Genomic DNA, 18,483 nt, shown 5'->3' on the forward strand with positions numbered 1-18,483 from the left:
TGGTTTTAATTTTGATAATGCGGTGAGATGTGTAACTATGTATGGGAAAATAAGGTTAGAATACATATGAAAAAAATACTCATATCCGCGCCGTACATGCACCGAGAGAAAGAGAAAGTCACCGAGATGCTCAAGGAGTATGATTTTGATGTAACATGGGCTTCTGTAGAGGAGCGACTTGAGGAAGCAGACCTACTCCCAATCATTGAAGCGTATGACGGTATCCTCTGTGGTGACGATAGAATTACAAAAAAGGTCATTGATGCCGCATTGCATTTAAAAGTTATCGTTAAGTGGGGAACGGGGATTGATTCGATAGATAAGGAATATGCTGAGTCAAAAGGAATACAGGTATGTCGAACTCCGAACGCATTTACCGAACCTGTTTCCGACACGACACTTGGACTCATTCTCAATGAGGTGAGAGGTATTGTACGAAACGACCGAGTGGTAAAAAGTGGTGGGTGGGATAAGCCACAGGGATATATGGTGCGTGAGAAAATTGTTGGCATAATAGGTTTTGGCGATATAGGGCAAGCAGTAGCAAAAAAACTTATTCCGTTTGGTCCAAAGGTTTTGGTAAACGATATACACGAGCCTCCTACGGAATTGCTCAAATCACTCAATGTGACGTATGCATCCAAAGATGAGATATACGAAACATGCGATATCATCACCCTTCACTGTGATCTCAATTCCACAAGTCAGTATCTTTTGAATACCGAAACATTTCTTAAAATGAAAAAGAAGCCATACATTATAAATACGGCTCGCGGTCCTCTTATTAAAGAAAGCGACCTTATTTTGGCACTACAGAATGGTGTGATAGCAGGAGTGGGAATCGATGTTTTTGAGCACGAGCCACTTTCTCTCGATAATCCTTTACGATCAATGGATGCAGTCACAGGGTCATGCCATAATACAAACAGTAGTCCATCGTGTTGGGATAAAATACATATCAATTCTCTCAAGATGATGGATGAAGCGTTACATAAATCATACAATGCTTAAAATTCCCTACATCTTTACTTCACAAGAACGATTTCTTGAACGATTTGGTTTAAAAAAAATTATTCCGAATGAGATTACGCGAGATAATTTTTTTGAATCATATTTTAGAACGAAGCGACCTTTTGTAGTACAAATCGGCGCCAATGATGGGAAGACACATGATTCACTCTATACATACATACTGAAGTATCAGCTCCCGGGGCTTCTCGTAGAGCCACAGCCTGATATATTTAATGCACTAAAGGAAAATTACAAAGGAAATAAAAACCTGCAGTTCGCAAATGTCGCGGTAGGAGAAAAAGATGGTCAGATGCCTTTTTATAGAATCAAGCCTGAGTTGGTTATGCCAGGGAAAGAGTATAAGGCATCGAGCGGATCCTCTTTTTTCAGAGAGCAAATTGTCGGAAATGTTATGAATAGGCTTCCGCCCAAAAATACGGGAATTCTTAAACATATTTCCAATAATCCTGATGACTATATACAAGAAACGCAGGTAATGGTGAAGACACTTCCGACGCTCCTTCGTGAGTTTAAAATAGACCATATTGATTTTCTACTTACTGATTGCCAAGGTGCAGATTACACGATACTCACACAACTGGAATTTGACCGCTTTGCACCCGATATCATTAATTATGAACACTGCTTGCTCAGTGCCGAAGATTTATCAGCGAGTAGGGAATTACTTACAGCGCACGGGTACAAGTATTTTATCCATGGCGTTGATACCTGTGCATATAACGTAGCTGCATGAAAAAAACAGCCCTCGTAATCTTTAAAAAAACATTCTCAGAAAAAGAGAGAAATTTTTTTAAAAATACTGCTCACTACGAGGTTGTTATTGCTCCTGCTGAACTCAAAGACGAAATCACATTGCTTGGGTATACCTATCTCGCGCTCGAGGAGTACGTTGAGGCGGGAAGTATTTATACTGCAAATACACTTGTGCAAGAACTTTCTACTCTTACGTTTCATGACGGTACTCGTGTTTCAAAATCATTCATATATAAAGGATATGAGTTATGGTGGATGAATTACGATACACTCTATTTTTTGTACTGTCTCCCATATTCTCAATACAAAAGATTGCTTGAACATCTCGTCATCTATGACGATATCCATTTGTATAACCCTCCATACCCGAGACTTTTTGAGTCTTTTATGACTGCGTATCGTAAAAACTTTAAAATTATTAAAGAACGAAAAATAAAAAGCCCCTCATTTTTACCCGTAGGAGTTTTTTGCCAAATAATGCTCACGTTTCTTTTTTTACCGGTACTTATCATACAGAGACGGCCAATCATGGTGTACATTAGCGATGAATTTCATGGGTCTAAAGATTATCACTTTAGAATGGGCTTTATCTATGAAGCCCTTCGTGCAAAAAATCTTTCCTTTGTCGAATATATTCGAAGTATTGAATCGTGGTCCACAGTTATTACGCATGCCTTTCGTCGAAAGAGACCTGTTGTGTATACAGATGCAATTTTGTTTATTGCTCGTTTCATCAGTTATGCAACAGGGGGTCGTCTCCGAGCAAAACGTCTTTTCAAAAACTATAGCACCGTAGGTGGGTATGATTCAGAAAAACAATTTAAATTAAGCCTCGCGACACAATATCTTTTGTGTGTGTACGATGATGTATGGGCGATACGGATTATGAAGGTATACCTCCGTGTTACGGGGGTTAAGTCAGCACTTATTGTGGCTGCTATGGGGAGAAATTTTCAAACAGTCTTGGCGTGTAAATTAAACAAAATCCCTATCATTGGAATTTTGCACGGAGTCGCCTCACAACACTATAATGTATATGACTTTATGCCTACGTATGACGGAGACAAGGTACTCTCGGTTGACAAGTATGGAGTGTGGAGTGAGTGGTGGAAGGAGTACTATACTGCCCATAGCCGAGTGTACCAAAAAGAGCAGTTGTATGTGTCAGGGCCAATGCGACCACTCATGCAAAATGAAGCAGTAGCTTATTCAAAAAAATTACCATCGGGCCCAATTAACGTTTTGTTGGTCTCAGAACAACTTGCTGTTCCTGAAGAAGTGCTTCCGTATCTCAAAGCACTTATTGAAGATAAAGGTATATCACTCTCTATAGTTTTCCGTCCGAAGTGGGGAGATTATTTTGATTTAAAAGAGTATGATACCGAGCATACGTTTATTGCAGAAAATCCCGAGGGGCTCATACAAAGAGTGAAGCAGAGCACCGACGTTTCAGAGGAGACTTTGAGAGACTTGCAAAACAGATTTTTTGGTAACCCATATCAAAATGGAAGTGCATGGGCAATAGAAGAAATTGAAAAAACATTAATTAAATAATACCGAAATCCCTTAATAAAATGATATAGTAATATTATTATGCTTCACTTACTCAAAGAAAAACTATTTTTTTTAAAGCAGTGGTACACCCTTGTTTTTACGTATCCGCAAAAAACACTTACGGTGGAGGCCTCACTTGATTACGATGAGTATTGGAAACAAAAGCGTGGAACTCAGGAAGGAAATAGAGCCCGACACATCACGGGTAATGAAAAGAAGCGTGCGGACTACGTTGCTTCAACTATTGGGAAAAAGGAGAAGGTAACTATTGGGGACATTGCTTCAGGGCCAGGGGTTATTTTTGATTACCTCAAAGATAAAATTTCGATAGAAGAGTACATCGGCTATGAGAGTTCCGACTATGCGCTTGATGTTGCGCGGTCTCTTGGCATGACGGGGGTGAAATTTGATATTAATTCTGACGAAGACATTCGAGCAATAAAACCCGCAGACTATTTTTTACTCCTTGAGATACTCGAACATATTCCGAACTCAGAAAAGGTGCTCAAAACCATATATGAGAAAGCGGGGAAGGGAGTATTTTTCTCATTTCCAAATTCAGGAAACTTTCTGTATCGGCTCCGCCTTCTCTTTGGAAGAATGCCAATGCAGTGGATTAAATTTCCAAATGAGCATCTTCGTTTTTGGACACTTACCGACCTGAGGTGGTGGTTACGAGCGCTCGGCTATACGAAATATCACATTCATGGGTATCGTGGTATTCCATTCTTAGAAAAAGTATGGCCAGCAATGTTTGCAGGAAGTTTTGTGGTGTTTTTAAAAAAATAAAACACTCATTCTTCTTTTATTTTTTGAAAGTAATAATACACACTAAAACTAGTTGCTACTTGTGTCAGTAAGAATGAAGCAATTGCTCCCCAAATTCCAAAGAGTGGAATAAGTAGTACCATAAAACTAATCTTCGTTACCGACTTTACAATATTTACCACATAGAGCGCTTTTTTCTGATTCAAAGAAGTAAGAGCTTGTACGTGAAGAATTGAGGGCATAAATAAAAGGGTTAATGACAGGACCTGTGAATACAAAAGTGCTTCTGTATATTGTGGAAAAATAGCGATGAAAAAGAATTGTGCAAGAATACAATACAAAATGGTTAGAAAGAGTGAACCTAGAAAAAACATCACTATCTTATGACGCATAGCACTTTTTAATTCACGGATTGAACGTGTGCTAAATTTTGGAAGTGCAAGTGCACGCATGATCCTTGAGACGCTTTGTAGTTGTTTGGTGGGAGCAAGTGCAAGTGAATAAAATGCGAGTGACGTTGCTCCGAGAAGTTGAAATACAATAATTTTGTCAACATACATGGAAATATTTCCAAAAAGTTCCATGAGACTAAAATGCTTTCCCGTTACGAGACTGGATGCAGCCAGTGCATCATGTTCACGTGCAGGGGGAACTTTCTTTGTAAGGAAATAAAAGCGTGCTGCTGAAATGAGCGTACTTGAGAGAAAATATGCGCATACAACATACAAGACGCTATGCGTCATGAACGCCGTAAGAAGAATAGATGCGGAAATTGCAATATTTTTTAGGGCGTTATCATACGCAATTTTTTTAAATTGTTTTTTCCCATTAAAATATGCTCCATAGAGAGATGATCCCGCGAGTAATGGAGTGGTGAGACCAGTGACTAATAATGAATAGCCAAGGACTTCGTTATCTTTGAAAAGGTAGTAACCTCCCGCACACATGGTAATAATGGCAATGGGGGTGCTCCATTTCAGTTTTGACCAAAAACCAAGTAATAGGGAACGATCAAACCCCTTCGCAATAGATTGGGCAACAGCGGTATCCATGCCTGAATGGGTAAACATACCCACAACACCCGCTAAAGAAAGGATATAGGCGTACTGACCATATTCTGCCTGATCAAGTACACGCGCCAATCCTACTGTAAGAAGAAACGCTGATAGTGTCGCAAATATTTGGCCAATACTGAGGAGTGCGGTTCCTTTGAGAAGGTAGCGAATATCAGTCTTAGAAAATGTTTGTAGACGAGTGAGGAGTCTCTGAATATGTAAGAAGCCTTGTGTACGCATAGTCGTAATAGTATATAGTGTTCCGATATAAAACTATAGGCAGACTGCAATAGTTGTATACAGAAAGTTACAGAAAAGTCGTGTATTATGGTAACTACTCATATGAAAAAAATTAACGTTTTGTCGGTGTACCGTTCACCACTTCTGGAAAATCGGGGGACGCCGCTTCGGGTACAGAGTCTGATACGGGAAGGCATGAAGGATTCTCTTTTCGCATGGCACACGTGTACGCTTGATAGTGAGAGTCCACTTGGGTTGCCCCATATCACTATTACCCATGCACATGTGGACGATATTAAAAAAATTAGGCAGTTTGTGAAACAACACGATATTGATGTAGTAATTTTTCATAGTGTGGCCGCTTCGTTTTATCTGCCGTTTGTGAAGTTTGGTACACGAGCACGAATGGTGCTTGAGATGCATGGCTTTCGTGAAGAGGAAGAACTTCTGTATGGAGGTATCTCAAAATATAAATATTGGCGGGATAAGTTTTTTTATAGTGTTATATACCGTCTCTCAGACTTGATTACTACCTGTAGTATTAGTGCGACTGAGTACCTCAAGAAGTACAACAAAAATGTGGTGAGTGTGTATGGGGGTGTTAATCTAGGACTCTTTAACCCTGAAGTGAAGTCTGGAGGGTACATACAGAAATCTGAAGGCACCATAGTCGTCGGGTATGCAGGTGACGGTAAGAAGTGGCAAGGACTTCCGTTTCTCTATACTGCGTTTGAAAAACTTGTTGAACGATATCCTCAGTTTAGGCTTGCACTATTACTGAGTGAAAAACGCACAACTCCTGATAAATCATACATACAGGTGACGGATGCACTTCCTCATGAAAAAGTTTCGAGTTTTACGATTGATTGTGATGTGCTTGTACTCCCGCGTATTATTTCACGGGTAAACGAGCTCACGTACCCATCAAAATTTATGGAATATATGGCCATGGGGAAGGCTGTGGTGGTGAGTCGTACGAGTGATATGCATAAAATCATTGTGGACGGAGAAAATGGTCTTACCTTTAATCCTGAGGATACTGAGGGTTTTATTGAAGCAATGGGTAAACTTACGGATCCTGTCCTTCGGAAAAAGCTGGGAGAGAATGCAGTAAAGACAGCAGTAGGAGGTTACACGTGGGATATTCAAGGAAAAATATTCCTTGATGCGCTTAAGAAATTATTTGCATAAATACAGAGTATGGATAGTAACAATCAGAAAGAAAAAAGTAATCACGATATTGTAGGTTCAACACAACTTATTGCAGGGCAAAAATTCCATCATCAAGGAGAAAATGGTGTGGTGTATTTTCAATTGAACGTTGTAGAAATGAGTAATGGAAGTTTGTACCCAATGACACGTTCTGCGAATGCTTGTAATGTGTTACCACTTGAAATGAATGAAGAGGGGGAGATTATTGCCGCGTATTTCTTGTCTCAGAAAGGGCGAGAAGAAACAAAAGATAATGCAGTAGCACTCAAGGCCGTGGGTTCTTTTTGTAATGTGGGTGAGAGTGGTGCTGAGGGAGCGCTCCGGTCTCTCGATACAAAATTAGGGATGAAGGGGTTGCCCGAAGATTTGATTTTTGTTGGTCAGTCGTATGGCTTTGGAGACCAGTTTCAATTTCCCATTGATTTGTTTGTTATAAAACAATTTACGCTCGCTGAGAACCCTGTCTTAGGTGGGTGTGAACGAGTACGTATGACCATTGAAGATATCGCAATCGCACAAAAAAATAGAACATTTTTTAATAGTGAAACTATTGACTTAATTGCAACAGTGTTGCTTCGAAATCAATGTAGAGATATATATGAATGGTAGGAAGGTTTGGCACCCCTGTGTTTTAAGACAGACTTAGATTACAATACGCACAATATCAAACATGGAAACTATTCAAAAAAAATCATATCTTGTTGTCTTGGGAGCTCGGCCTAATTTTGTGAAGGCGGCACCATTTTTTAATCGGGCAAAAGAGTATCCACAGTTTTCTTTTACCCTCGTCCACACAGGACAACACTTTGACGATAACATGTCGAAGATTTTTTTTGAGCAGATGGGTATCCCAAAGCCCGATATACAACTTGATATCAAAGGCGAGTTTCATACTGAAAAGATTGGCAAAATGTTTACCGCACTCAAGTCTACAATCGAAAATGGTGCATTTGATGGCGTTATTGTGTTTGGTGATATCAATTCAGCACTAGCGGGCGCGATTGCGGGGATAACACTTGGTAAGAAAATCATACATGTGGAGTCAGGATTACGCAGTCATGATAGACGTATGCCCGAGGAGATTAACAGAGCCATCATTGATCACATCAGTGATGTACTCTTTGTAACTGAAGAGAGTGGTCTTGAAAATTTGGAACGTGAGGGTATTGCGCGGGAAAAAATCCATGTGGTGGGGAATATAATGATTGAAAGCATCGAGATGTTCAAATCAAACTTTGATGATTCACGTGTGCTGTCTGATTTAGATTTGGAGAAGGGAAGATATGTGGTAACGACGATTCATCGACAAGAAAATACTGATGACCCAATCACCCTTAAAAAGATTTTTAGATATGTTGGGTAGCATAGCGGAAACACATACACTCGTGATGCCTCTCCATCCCGGAACGCAGCAGAAAATTAAAAATTATGGGTTTGGTGATTTGCTCAAAAATATCAAAATAATTGAGCCACTCGGGTACCTTGATTTTATGAAGTTGGTTGTTGATTCCTCGGGTGTCGTGACTGATTCAGGTGGCATACAAGAAGAAACATCTCATCTCGGTATCCCGTGTTGTACTCTACGGGATAATACGGAACGGCCCGTTACCCTTATGCTTGGATCAAACGTACTTTTTCCTATTGAGTCGATGGACGTCCTAAGTATCAAGACGCATCTTGCGCGTACAGATTTTAAGTCCAATCACATTCCTTTGTGGGATAATGGTGTGAGTAAAAGAATTTTTGATGTATTAGAGCAGATGTAAGCATTTTTTCTCAATGTACAAAGTAACGACGAGTGGTATGATTCTCGCATAATGAAATTATCAATCATTTTACCTATATATAACGAAGGGAAGAGTATCCCGGAACTTTTTGTACGTATTACGAAGGTAATGAAAGAAATTAATTATCCCTATGAGGTAATTGCAGTCAATGATGGTTCAAAAGACAATAGTGCACAAGAATTGACCGCAATTGCTTCCAAAGACCCACAGGTAAAAGTAATTCATTTTCGGGTGAATGCGGGTCAGACGGCAGCGATTCATGCAGGTATCGAACATGCGACGGGTGATATCATTATCCCGCTCGATTCTGATTTAGAAAATGACCCTCAGGATATTATTCATATTTTGAAGAAAATGGATGAGGGCTTTGATGTGGTTTCTGGATGGCGCAGGAAGCGCTGGGCTGATAAGAAACTCGTGCGTAAACTTCCCTCGATACTTGCGAATAAACTTATCTCGTATGTATCCGGCGTACATCTCCATGACTATGGATGCACACTTAAGGCATATCGCCGTGAGGTGATTCAAGGGAGTTAACCTCTATGGAGAAATGCATCGATTTATTCCTGCGTATGCAGCACGTATGGGGGCGCGCGTCACAGAGATTGAGGTATCCTATGCACCGCGAAAGTATGGAAAGAGTAATTATGGATTTTCACGCACACTCCGCGTACTCCTCGACCTTGTCGTACTTCAATTTCTGTATAAGTACATGGACCGACCAATTCAGTTTTTTGGGTTTATCGGTTTTTTCATGAGTGGCGTGGGGGTACTCGCGGGAATAGGGGCAATCGTACTTCGGGTATTTTATAATGTATATATGATACAGACACCACTTCCGGTGCTCTCTGCACTTTGCATCATTGTAGGTGTGCAACTGGTGACTATGGGAATCCTTGCAGAAATGATTATGCGTACCTACTACGAATCGCAAGGTAAGAAAGCATATCTCATTAAAGAAACAATCAACTTTTAGGTATGTGCGGTATTGCCGGTTATTGGGGGACAGGTTCGCGGGCTATCCTTGAGGAGATGAATAATACGCTCACGCACCGAGGTCCTGATGATGGAGGGGTGCTTCGAGATTGGCCCTGTGGGTCTCGCACAACGGAGGTTGTCTATCGTTGACCTTATCGCCCGCGGGGCATCAACCTATGTGTACAAAGAAGGGAGATGTATCACTTGTGTTTAATGGTGAAATATATAATTACCAAGAACTCAGGGAAGAATTTTTAGGATCATACGAATTTAGGGGAAGTAGTGATACGGAAGTACTGCTCCATCTCTATGAAGAATTGGGGGAAACTTTTCTTACAAAAATTCAGGGGATGTTTGCGTTAGCCCTTTATGATACGAAGAAAGGCATACTCCTTCTTGCGCGAGACCATGTCGGGAAAAAACCATTGTACTGGACTCACCATGACAGCACATTTATTTTTGGTTCCGAACTCAAGGCACTCAGGAAGCATCCTTCGTGTCCAAAGAAAATAAGCACCACCGCACTCGCACAGTACTTGGTGTATGAGTATGTTCCTGGACCAGCGACTATTTATGAAAACGTGAGTAAACTTGATCCGGGGACATATCTTATCTATGACGGGAAAAATGTGACGCAGGGGACGTTTGGCAGGATTATCTCGACACAGGGAGCATACACAAAGAATTTTGAAAGTGCGAAAGACGAACTCCATGCGCTTCTTCAGACTGCGGTACAAAAACGCATGGTCGCGGATGTTCCTGTAGGCGTCTTTCTCAGTGGTGGTCTTGATTCAAGTACGATTGCATACTTTGCACAAAAATCATCCACAAACCAGATTAAGACATTTTCAATCGGCTTCAAGGATACAAGTTTTGATGAGCGTGAGTATGCTCGGGAAGTGGCAACATTTCTTGGGACTGACCACCATGAGTACGTCGTGGGTCCAGAAGAATTACTCAAAGTGATTCACGAGATACCCCAGGTACTCGATGAACCAATCGCCGACTCTTCAATCATTCCATCACTCATATTGTCTCGGTACACGAGTAAGGAGGTGAAGGTGGTGCTTGGGGGAGATGGGTCCGATGAAATTTTCTTTGGGTACGGCACATTTTTTGCACACCGTGTGGGACTTTGGTATGAAAAAATACCAAAGTGTATTACGCGCGTAATACGTTATGTGGTGGAACGACTTCCTGTCTCACATGCGTACATGAGTTTTGATTTTAAGGCAAAGAAATTTATCTCAGGTTTTCAGTACGACAAGGGCTCGCCGTAATACCTACTGGCTCAGTGCGTTTACACCCGAGGAACTGAAGTCAATTTGTAACTTTGACGTTGATGACGCGCATATTCTTGCCCCCACAGATGCGCTGTACACAGAAGGCACGAATTTTTGGGATAGCGTGCAGATGGAGTACATGAAAGGATATTTAGTAGAAGATATTTTGGTAAAAACAGACAGAGCAGGGATGCGACATGGTCTCGAAGTCCGTGCGCCGTTTTTGGATATTGCGCTCGTGAACTTTGCGCTCACACTTCCGCTCACGTACAAGCTGAAGGGGCGTACAGAAAAGTACATCCTTAAGGAACTGATGAAGTCATATCTACCGGCTCGTATTGTGGGAAGAAAGAAAAAAGGATTTGGTATTCCTATTGGTGCATGGATTCGGGGAGAACTCCGGGATATATTCACCAAAACGCTTTTAGAGGGGAAATTGGTACAAAGTGGTCTGTTCAAGCGCGAGGGGCTTGCTATACTGCTTCAATCGCACCAGGATGGTGTATCTGATAACAGGAAGAAACTTTGGACATTATTTGTGTTAGCACTTTGGATGGAGGAATGGTATGAATAAAAATGAACAAAAAACCAACCTGGCCGGGGGGAAAAAAAAAAAGAGGGATGGAAAATGGGGTTGGTTTCGGTCCCCCAACCCCCAGGGGGGGGGGGGGGCCGGGGTGGGGGGCGGGGTGTGAAATATATTTTGATTTTTTTGTTGGGTTTGGTGTGGGTGTGTTTGTGGGAAAAACCTTGGTTGGTGTTGTGGGATTTTGGTTGGATGTTAAAAAAAAAAAAAAAACCGGGAGGGTCCCCCCCCCAGTGGGGGGGGGTTTCCTGGGGGGGCAGGGGGGGGGAGGGGAGGGATTTTTTTTTTCTTTTCCTTTTTTATAAAAAAAACCACAAAAAGAAGTTTTGGGGGGGGTTTTTTTTTTTTTTTCCGGGGTGGGTGGGGGGGGGGTTGTTTTTTCCCCCTTTTTCCCCCTGGGGGGGGGGGAGGGAAATCCCTTTTAAAAAAAATAAAAAATTTTTTTTGGGGGGTGGGGGGGCCTTCCCCCCCTGCAGGTGGAATTGGGGGTTGGGGGTTGGGGGGGGGGGGGGGGGGGGGAGTTGTTTTTAAGAAAGTCTAATAACACGTACACATGTCATCACAAAATAGATTTGGATACGAATGGGAAAAATATTCTTGGGTAACCCGGGATTACGAGAAGCAGTTTTTGAATTGGACAAACCCCATGCAACCTTCCGACTGGGTAGGGAAGAAGGTGCTTGATGCTGGCTGTGGTATGGGTAGAAATAGTTTGTGGCCAATGAAGTTTGGTGCTGCCTCCGTCACTGCATTTGATTTTGATGAACGCTCTGTAGCACGAGCAAAAGAGACACTCAAAGAATATCCGACTGCGACGTGCACTTTCAAAGTATCTATGATATTACGTGGAAGAATGAGTTTGATGTTGCATTCTCAATTGGCGTGATTCACCATTTACGAGACCCAAAAAAAGCACTCGCCAATATGATAGACGCGCTTAAATCAGGGGGAAAACTTTTGGTATGGGTATATGGGTATGAGGGGAATGAGTGGATAGTGCGGTATGTCGATCCTGTACGTATTCATATCACGTCAAAACTGCCGCTCCCCCTTGTGCACCTCCTCTCATATTTTTGTTCTGTTCCGTTGTATGCGTTTGTAAAAATATGCAAAGGTCCGAGCGCGTATCTCAAGCAACTCTCGACATTCAATTTTTGGCATGTGCACAGTATTGTGTTCGACCAACTCATTCCTGATGTTGCACATTACTGGAAAAAAGAAGAAGTGCGGGCACTGGTCGCAGACCTCCCCCTTACGGATATAACTGTTTCTCCACCACCAAATAAATCGGGGTGGATTTTGGTGGGAATTAAAATGTAGGCTGATTTCTTGTTTTAAATTAATTGTGAGATAGAAGGCAGTTGAAAGATATGAAGAAATTACTTAAGTCCTATAGAAATTTACAATTAAAATATGCCTTACTTATTAGACAGATAATGAAGTTTTCGCTTACTGGTTTGATTGCAATATTTGTATTACTTACGTCACTGTTTTTTTTCACTGAGATTATTGGGATATGGTATTTATTCTCTGTTGTCCTTGCAAATATTTGTACATTGATAGTGAATTTTTTAGTTCAAAAATATTTTGTCTTTTCTAATTATGATACAAATGTTGCTAGAAAACAATTTATATGGTTTATCGTCTTGTCGGTGGGTTATCTTATCGTAAATACATTACTTATGTATCTTTGGGTAACTGTCATAAAATGGCCATATTTGTATGCACAAACACTTAATGTTATTCTTCTAGCCATGATCACGTTCTACATTAACCGAAAATATATTTTTGTTTAGATGTATAGAGAATCTATTTTGATATTATGAATGGTCCAATTCAGAGACTGTGGATGGTTGTAGCAAGACATTCTTTGATGCTTGCGTTGGGATTTGCTATGACCCTTTTTGTTGTTTCACCAAATATACGGTCTTGGAATACAATCGGATCTGAAAATTTCAGAGGAGTGTACCCCGTGTTTACTGATGATGAGATTACGTATCAAGCTCGAATAAAGGAAGTGACAGAAGGGAAATATTCAATAGGAAATCCTTATATAAAAGAGCATATGGATGATGCTTTTATAATGCCACCGATTGCTGAATTAATTATGGCATGTGGAGTCTGGCTTACGGGTGCATCTGTACCTTTCATAGCAGCGTTCGGAGATTTCGTTATTGTGTTTATTGATTTCATACTTATATATACTTTTTTTCTCATAGTTTCAGGTGGTTATCGTACAATTGCACTACTGTATACGGTCATATTCGTTGTATGTATACTTGCTTCATTAGGAAGACCTATCAGTCCACAGTTAAATTATGTTTTCCTATTTGCAGGGTTGATACCCATTGCTCTTATTTATTTCCGGGAAAGTATTTATTCTAGACGATGGCATGTTTCTGCCGGTCTTATTACCGGTATAACATGTTTTATTTCACCTTATTTTTTTACAACACTTTTTGTTTTGTACTCATCACTCTATCTAGCAAAAGTATGTATCAACAAGAAATCTCGATTATTTACTCAAGACCTATTATATTTTTCAGTTTCTTTTTTTCCCTTTTTACTCGTTTTTTTATATTTCCAATACAAAGCATCCCAAGGTATCTCATACGCAGAGACCGCACTACGCTATGGAATTATGTATACACATTTGCCAGGGAGTTTTACCAACGTGGCTTTGGCAGTACTTGCTGGTGGAGTAATTGTTCTAGCAAGTAGAAAACTCAGTCTGCAGGAGCGATTCTTTTGCATGAGTGGAGTAATAACTATATTTATTCTCAACTGGCAAAATATTATAACTGGAGTTTCGCTTCAGTTTGCTCCTCACTACCAATTTACTACCATTCCAATCATTTTTTCAGTACTTATGATTATCCATCAGCGTTTGATCACTAATAATGAAGTCGGAAGAATCAGTAGTAAGATTATTGGAGTGGCATTGCTTTTATTAATGTGCATTATTGTGTACCATCAGCGAAATGAATTTATGCACATCGCTCGGATGCCATACTCAGAAGTGGAGCTCGTCGCTATGCAGAAAAAGATGGACGTCTTTTCATGGTTACGAACTAACACACAGTCAGATTCAGTCGTGTATTCGCTTGGTGGGATGTATGATTTTACTCTACCTGTTTATACTGAAAATAAAGTGTATTATAATTTCTATATTGCGCTTTATCCAGCTTCAGACCATGAGGTTGAGAATCGCTGGTTGGCACAACATTTGTTCGACCTCAACATGAGCTCGAGCACAATTCAAGAAGCGCATCGAGAGTATTGGGGAAATCGTTACATTGACAGTTACGCATCTGCTGAGAACCGGAAGAAGATTATTGCTTTAGTTACGCTCAATGAGTATGTTCCTGGAGAACGTATTTCAGATAGTCTTAGTGAGAGAATGTACAGTCGATGGATTGATGTTAAATCCCAACCACCAATAGATGTATTGAGACAATATGAAATTGATTATATTTTGCTCAGTAAGGAGTACCAATATTATGACGAAACTAAAAAAAGATTGGAGCAAATAGATGAATTATCTATTGTTGCCGATTTTAATGGTGAACTCTTGTATGCGTTACAAAAGTAACATGATAAAATATGAGCCCATTCGGACTTGCAACCAGATCATATTTAGCAATAGTCGAAATATATAATGGCGAAGATAGAATACGAAAAGAATATCGATAATTTTGACATAAGAAATTTCTTTAAACGCTGGCAATTTTTCTATTTTTTTATTGCAAATGTATTTGGCCCTATGATGTTTTGTGGATTAAGTGCAGTTGCATTTTTAAAACGTTATCCATCTGAAGGTAAGGTATTAAACTTGGGTTCTGGACCGAGGATTTTATCCAAGGGTGTAGTAAATGTTGATTTTTATCCATACACAGGAGTAGAAATAGTTGCTGATATAAATTCGGTACCGTTACCAGACGCAAGTGTGGCGCGTATTATTTCAGATAATGTACTTGAACATACGTCACTTCCATCTAAAGCAGTATTGGAAATGAGACGCTTACTATGTAAAGACGGACTAGCATATATCTCCACACCATTTTTATACCCTTTCCATACGTCACCTTCTGACTATCAACGCTGGACAGATGAGGGATTACGGGAATTGTTTAAAGACTTTGAAATGGTAGAAATTGGGGTCCGAGCAGGACCATTTTCTGCACTTACCGTTTATTTAAATCATCTGTTTTCAATAATTTTTTCATTTGGCTCGCATAAAATCGCTTCAATACTTCTTAATTTGATAATGTTTGTAACCTTTCCAATAAAATTTCTTGATTTAGTTTTTAATCACTGTCCTCGGTCTGTTGAAATAGCTGCAGTGTTATATTGTGTCGTGCGGAAAAAATAAAGTTTTCCTAATTGGTTCAGGGGACCTTAGAACATATATATTTTTTGAGTATTTGTAACTTTTCATATTTAATTTGGTAATACTATAATAATATTATGAAACGAATAGCAATATCAGGGGGTTTTGACCTAATTCATCCAGAATGCCACGGGGTTCGACCCCGTGGATGAATGGACAAATATATAGCTTCGGCGGAGCCGAATCCTCAGCTAGCAAAGAACCCCAGGTCCCACCCCAGCACTGACGGGTGGAAAATGCCCCATCCCCTCTGGGGTGGGGTTCTTTACTGATTTCTCGAGTTGCGTTGAGGATTTGACCGGAGCAATTAAGAGGGAATTGAGTATTGACAATATAACTGTTGTATATACAATGGTTATATTACCTGTCCTGTTCACAGTTGTGAAAGTGGATGCATAGGTATCGATTTTTAGGCAGGAGAGAATAGGGATACACTCATAATTATTAGATAACTTTGTATAGGATGAAAACAGTACTCAATGTGAAGACGGACAAAGATGTGAAGGAGAGAGCGCAGGCACTCGCCAAACACCTCGGTATACCACTCTCAATAGTGGTAAATGCTTATCTGAAGGATTTTATATATTCGGGAGAATTTCGCGTGACACGCGAGCCAGAGTTGCGTCCTGAGGTGAAGAAAGAACTTAAGAAAATGTACGCAGATGCGCGTGCAGGCAAAAATATGTCGCCCGCATTCACGAACGTTGATGATGCTATAGCATGGCTTAAGAAATAATGGTATGCAGGTAACGTTTCATAAAAAGTTTAAAAAGCAACTTAAGAAACTTCCTCCTCACATCCAGAAAACGTTTTTTGAGCGTCTGAGTGTACTCATTGCATCCCCACATGATCCTCTTCTCAATGTACACAGACTCACTGGGGACATGGATACGTTTTTGAGTATGAATGTAACTGGTGATTATCGAGCGCACTTTACATACGAAGAGTATACGATTGAGTTTTATAAAATTGGCACACACAGCGAGTTGTATTGAGGACACGTGAACCAAGGTCTTCTTGGGTAGGCGTGTCGTCGCGCTACTTTTTTGATTTTGGGGATGTTATAGTATTTGTTCAGTACTATATCAGTCACTAATTTTGTTCATCCATGAGTTCACCAGATTTGCAGCACGATATTCTTACCCTCCCACGCCTCAACCTCAAAGGGCGCGTACTCCACGACCTTGAGGTGATGCTCCTTGGGGGCTTTGAGCCCGTCGTGGGCTTTATGGATGAGGCGGACTATAACGGTGTGGTGGAGTCGATGCGTCTCGCTGATGGAACCCTTTTCCCGATACCTATCGTGCTCGATGTGTCGGCACAGAATTCGTATCAGGTAGGGGAGCGCATACTCCTTTGTGATGCGTTTGGAAACCCGCTTGCGGTCATGGCGATTACCTCACGCTTTTCACCCGACAAGACAAAGGAAGCGCTTCGCGTGTATGGCACCGAGGACAGAATGCACCCCGGCGTGCAGTACCTTTTTGATGAAATGGAGGACACCTACCTCGGGGGTACGGTGACAAAGATTGCACTCCCTGAACGAAACGACTTTAAACAATTCCGCAAAACACCCACAGAACTCAAAGCGCTTTTCAAAGAAAAAGGATGGGATAAGGTCGTGGGCTTTCAAACACGCAATCCCATGCATCGCGCCCACTTTGAACTTGTAAAGCGTGCAAGTGAAAAAATAGGAGCACCGGTACTCGTGCATCCTGTTGTGGGGATGACAAAGCCAGGAGACATAGACTACGTCACCCGCGTGCGCACATACAATGTGGTGTGCAACACCTACGGAAAGGATTTTACGCATCTTTCACTCTTGCCCCTTGCGATGCGTATGGCGGGCCCGCGTGAGGCGGTGTGGCACTCGATCATCCGCAAAAACTACGGATGTACGCACTTCATAGTGGGGCGTGACCACGCGGGCCCGGGCAAGGGAAGTGATGGAAAGGATTTTTATGGTCCGTATGATGCGCGTACGCTCGCACTCACCCATGCTGATGAGGTAGGTATTATTATTGTTGACTCGGACGAACTCGCGTACTCAAAGACACGAGAAAAGTATGTGTCGGCACATGAGGTAGAAGAGGGGGAAGATATTGCCAATATCTCGGGTACTGAGTTTCGTCGACGCTTGCGTGAGAATGAGGAGATACCTGAATGGTTTTCCTTTAAGGAGAGTATCGCAATTTTGCGCGAGAGTGTGAAGCGGGATACGCGCCCCGGCGTGACGTTCTTTTTCACGGGACTTTCATGCTCGGGCAAGTCGACGCTTGCGCAACTTCTGTATGCACGGCTTCAAGAACTGCAGGATAGAGATGTAACCTTCCTCGATGGCGATATTATTCGTGAGCACCTTTCGAAGGGCTTAGGCTTCTCAAAGGAGGATAGAGATGAAAACGTAAAGCGTGTAGGCTTTGTAGCCCGTGAGGTGATAAAGCACGGAGGAATCGTTATTTCAGCACTTATTGCACCGTACAGGGACGCGCGGAGACACGTACGTACTATGGTGGAGCAGTATGGGGAATTCATTGAGATATTTGTGGATACACCAGTGGATGTATGTGCAACACGTGATACGAAGGGCCTGTATGAAAAAGCACGTCAAGGACTTATTAAAAACTTTACGGGAGTTGACGACCCGTATGAGGTACCGGAAGCACCAGAATTGGTTGCAAAAACTGTAGAAAGCACGCCTGAAGAGATTGTAGAAAATATTATTGAACATCTCTATACACGCGGCGTTTTGGTGCGAAGGTAGGACACATCTTGACGAAGTGAGGAATAAAATGTGAAAAAGGCGCCGCCCCTACGGTCGCGCCTTTTTCACTTGTACAGCACC

General features: G+C 41.3%; 19 protein-coding genes and 1 pseudogene. 19 read left to right on the plus strand and 1 reads right to left on the minus strand.

Annotated features, from left to right (window positions below; translation table 11 throughout):
• Window positions 1-66 precede the first annotated feature (66 nt).
• The 4 genes from IPH92_05265 to IPH92_05280 are packed head-to-tail and all read left to right on the plus strand — an operon-like array spanning window position 67 to window position 4,128.
• On the plus strand, window positions 67-1,011 hold the full coding sequence (locus IPH92_05265) for a phosphoglycerate dehydrogenase (GenBank protein QQR64929.1): 945 nt from the start codon (window positions 67-69) through the stop codon (window positions 1,009-1,011).
• Window positions 1,004-1,765 (plus strand): FkbM family methyltransferase, encoded by a 762-nt coding sequence (locus tag IPH92_05270; GenBank protein ID QQR64930.1) that lies wholly within the window; start codon window positions 1,004-1,006, stop codon window positions 1,763-1,765. The genes IPH92_05265 and IPH92_05270 overlap by 8 nt, the downstream gene beginning before the upstream one ends.
• Window positions 1,762-3,339 (plus strand): hypothetical protein, encoded by a 1,578-nt coding sequence (locus IPH92_05275; protein ID QQR64931.1) that lies wholly within the window; start codon window positions 1,762-1,764, stop codon window positions 3,337-3,339. Before IPH92_05270 ends, IPH92_05275 begins: the two co-directional genes overlap by 4 nt.
• Window positions 3,340-3,378: 39 nt before the next feature.
• Window positions 3,379-4,128 carry a methyltransferase domain-containing protein gene (locus tag IPH92_05280; protein ID QQR64932.1) on the plus strand — a complete coding sequence of 250 codons (750 nt, stop codon included), beginning with the start codon at window positions 3,379-3,381 and terminating at the stop codon, window positions 4,126-4,128.
• A gap of 5 nt (window positions 4,129-4,133) precedes the next feature.
• On the opposite strand, the gene IPH92_05285 is transcribed toward IPH92_05280, so the two are convergent.
• Window positions 4,134-5,402, minus strand: coding sequence for an oligosaccharide flippase family protein (locus IPH92_05285; protein QQR64933.1), 1,269 nt, complete (start codon window positions 5,400-5,402; stop codon window positions 4,134-4,136).
• Between the two features lie 102 nt (window positions 5,403-5,504).
• Between IPH92_05285 and IPH92_05290 the strand changes: the two genes are divergently transcribed.
• From IPH92_05290 to IPH92_05360, 15 genes and pseudogenes are all read left to right on the plus strand, one after another.
• Window positions 5,505-6,593, plus strand: a complete 1,089-nt coding sequence (locus tag IPH92_05290; protein QQR64934.1) for a glycosyltransferase family 4 protein — start codon at window positions 5,505-5,507, stop codon at window positions 6,591-6,593.
• Window positions 6,594-6,602: 9 nt separating this feature from the next.
• Window positions 6,603-7,223, plus strand: coding sequence for a hypothetical protein (locus tag IPH92_05295; protein QQR64935.1), 621 nt, complete (start codon window positions 6,603-6,605; stop codon window positions 7,221-7,223).
• A gap of 61 nt (window positions 7,224-7,284) precedes the next feature.
• Window positions 7,285-7,977: a UDP-N-acetylglucosamine 2-epimerase gene (locus IPH92_05300; GenBank protein QQR64936.1), complete on the plus strand. Its 693-nt coding sequence runs from the start codon at window positions 7,285-7,287 to the stop codon at window positions 7,975-7,977.
• Window positions 7,967-8,380: a UDP-N-acetylglucosamine 2-epimerase gene (locus tag IPH92_05305; GenBank protein QQR64937.1), complete on the plus strand. Its 414-nt coding sequence runs from the start codon at window positions 7,967-7,969 to the stop codon at window positions 8,378-8,380. The genes IPH92_05300 and IPH92_05305 overlap by 11 nt, the downstream gene beginning before the upstream one ends.
• A gap of 51 nt (window positions 8,381-8,431) precedes the next feature.
• A pseudogene (locus IPH92_05310) lies at window positions 8,432-9,377 on the plus strand (glycosyltransferase family 2 protein).
• 178 nt (window positions 9,378-9,555) lie between these two features.
• Complete coding sequence (asnB, locus tag IPH92_05315) at window positions 9,556-10,659, plus strand: asparagine synthase (glutamine-hydrolyzing) (protein QQR64938.1); 1,104 nt, start codon at window positions 9,556-9,558, stop codon at window positions 10,657-10,659.
• Between the two features lie 133 nt (window positions 10,660-10,792).
• Entirely contained in the window at window positions 10,793-11,236 is a 444-nt protein-coding gene (locus tag IPH92_05320) for a hypothetical protein (GenBank protein ID QQR64939.1), read from the plus strand.
• 565 nt (window positions 11,237-11,801) lie between these two features.
• Window positions 11,802-12,134 carry a class I SAM-dependent methyltransferase gene (locus tag IPH92_05325; GenBank protein QQR64940.1) on the plus strand — a complete coding sequence of 111 codons (333 nt, stop codon included), beginning with the start codon at window positions 11,802-11,804 and terminating at the stop codon, window positions 12,132-12,134.
• Complete coding sequence (locus tag IPH92_05330) at window positions 12,065-12,568, plus strand: methyltransferase domain-containing protein (protein ID QQR64941.1); 504 nt, start codon at window positions 12,065-12,067, stop codon at window positions 12,566-12,568. The genes IPH92_05325 and IPH92_05330 overlap by 70 nt, the downstream gene beginning before the upstream one ends.
• A gap of 50 nt (window positions 12,569-12,618) precedes the next feature.
• Window positions 12,619-13,044: a GtrA family protein gene (locus tag IPH92_05335; protein QQR64942.1), complete on the plus strand. Its 426-nt coding sequence runs from the start codon at window positions 12,619-12,621 to the stop codon at window positions 13,042-13,044.
• 26 nt (window positions 13,045-13,070) lie between these two features.
• Window positions 13,071-14,840: a hypothetical protein gene (locus tag IPH92_05340; protein ID QQR64943.1), complete on the plus strand. Its 1,770-nt coding sequence runs from the start codon at window positions 13,071-13,073 to the stop codon at window positions 14,838-14,840.
• A 66-nt stretch (window positions 14,841-14,906) separates the two neighbouring features.
• A complete protein-coding gene (locus tag IPH92_05345; GenBank protein ID QQR64944.1) occupies window positions 14,907-15,620 on the plus strand; it encodes a methyltransferase domain-containing protein in 714 nt (237 codons plus the stop codon).
• Between the two features lie 481 nt (window positions 15,621-16,101).
• Window positions 16,102-16,374: a hypothetical protein gene (locus tag IPH92_05350; GenBank protein ID QQR64945.1), complete on the plus strand. Its 273-nt coding sequence runs from the start codon at window positions 16,102-16,104 to the stop codon at window positions 16,372-16,374.
• Window positions 16,375-16,378: 4 nt separating this feature from the next.
• Entirely contained in the window at window positions 16,379-16,633 is a 255-nt protein-coding gene (locus tag IPH92_05355; GenBank protein QQR64946.1) for a type II toxin-antitoxin system mRNA interferase toxin, RelE/StbE family, read from the plus strand.
• A gap of 113 nt (window positions 16,634-16,746) precedes the next feature.
• Window positions 16,747-18,402 carry a bifunctional sulfate adenylyltransferase/adenylylsulfate kinase gene (locus IPH92_05360; GenBank protein QQR64947.1) on the plus strand — a complete coding sequence of 552 codons (1,656 nt, stop codon included), beginning with the start codon at window positions 16,747-16,749 and terminating at the stop codon, window positions 18,400-18,402.
• Window positions 18,403-18,483 lie beyond the last annotated feature (81 nt).

This window comes from Candidatus Kaiserbacteria bacterium (assembly GCA_016699245.1).
Classification (GTDB): Bacteria; Patescibacteriota; Minisyncoccia; order Phycocordibacterales; family UBA918; genus Damh-18.

Coding starts and splice junctions, on each gene's coding strand:
- IPH92_05265 (QQR64929.1), top strand. CDS start 67: ATGAAAAAAATACTCATATCCGCGCCGTACATGCACCGAGAGAAAGAG.
- IPH92_05270 (QQR64930.1), top strand. CDS start 1,004: ATGCTTAAAATTCCCTACATCTTTACTTCACAAGAACGATTTCTTGAA.
- IPH92_05275 (QQR64931.1), top strand. CDS start 1,762: ATGAAAAAAACAGCCCTCGTAATCTTTAAAAAAACATTCTCAGAAAAA.
- IPH92_05280 (QQR64932.1), top strand. CDS start 3,379: ATGCTTCACTTACTCAAAGAAAAACTATTTTTTTTAAAGCAGTGGTAC.
- IPH92_05285 (QQR64933.1), bottom strand. CDS start 5,402: ATGCGTACACAAGGCTTCTTACATATTCAGAGACTCCTCACTCGTCTA.
- IPH92_05290 (QQR64934.1), top strand. CDS start 5,505: ATGAAAAAAATTAACGTTTTGTCGGTGTACCGTTCACCACTTCTGGAA.
- IPH92_05295 (QQR64935.1), top strand. CDS start 6,603: ATGGATAGTAACAATCAGAAAGAAAAAAGTAATCACGATATTGTAGGT.
- IPH92_05300 (QQR64936.1), top strand. CDS start 7,285: ATGGAAACTATTCAAAAAAAATCATATCTTGTTGTCTTGGGAGCTCGG.
- IPH92_05305 (QQR64937.1), top strand. CDS start 7,967: ATGTTGGGTAGCATAGCGGAAACACATACACTCGTGATGCCTCTCCAT.
- asnB (QQR64938.1), top strand. CDS start 9,556: ATGTGTACAAAGAAGGGAGATGTATCACTTGTGTTTAATGGTGAAATA.
- IPH92_05320 (QQR64939.1), top strand. CDS start 10,793: ATGGAGTACATGAAAGGATATTTAGTAGAAGATATTTTGGTAAAAACA.
- IPH92_05325 (QQR64940.1), top strand. CDS start 11,802: ATGTCATCACAAAATAGATTTGGATACGAATGGGAAAAATATTCTTGG.
- IPH92_05335 (QQR64942.1), top strand. CDS start 12,619: ATGAAGAAATTACTTAAGTCCTATAGAAATTTACAATTAAAATATGCC.
- IPH92_05340 (QQR64943.1), top strand. CDS start 13,071: ATGAATGGTCCAATTCAGAGACTGTGGATGGTTGTAGCAAGACATTCT.
- IPH92_05345 (QQR64944.1), top strand. CDS start 14,907: ATGGCGAAGATAGAATACGAAAAGAATATCGATAATTTTGACATAAGA.
- IPH92_05350 (QQR64945.1), top strand. CDS start 16,102: ATGAAAACAGTACTCAATGTGAAGACGGACAAAGATGTGAAGGAGAGA.
- IPH92_05355 (QQR64946.1), top strand. CDS start 16,379: ATGCAGGTAACGTTTCATAAAAAGTTTAAAAAGCAACTTAAGAAACTT.
- IPH92_05360 (QQR64947.1), top strand. CDS start 16,747: ATGAGTTCACCAGATTTGCAGCACGATATTCTTACCCTCCCACGCCTC.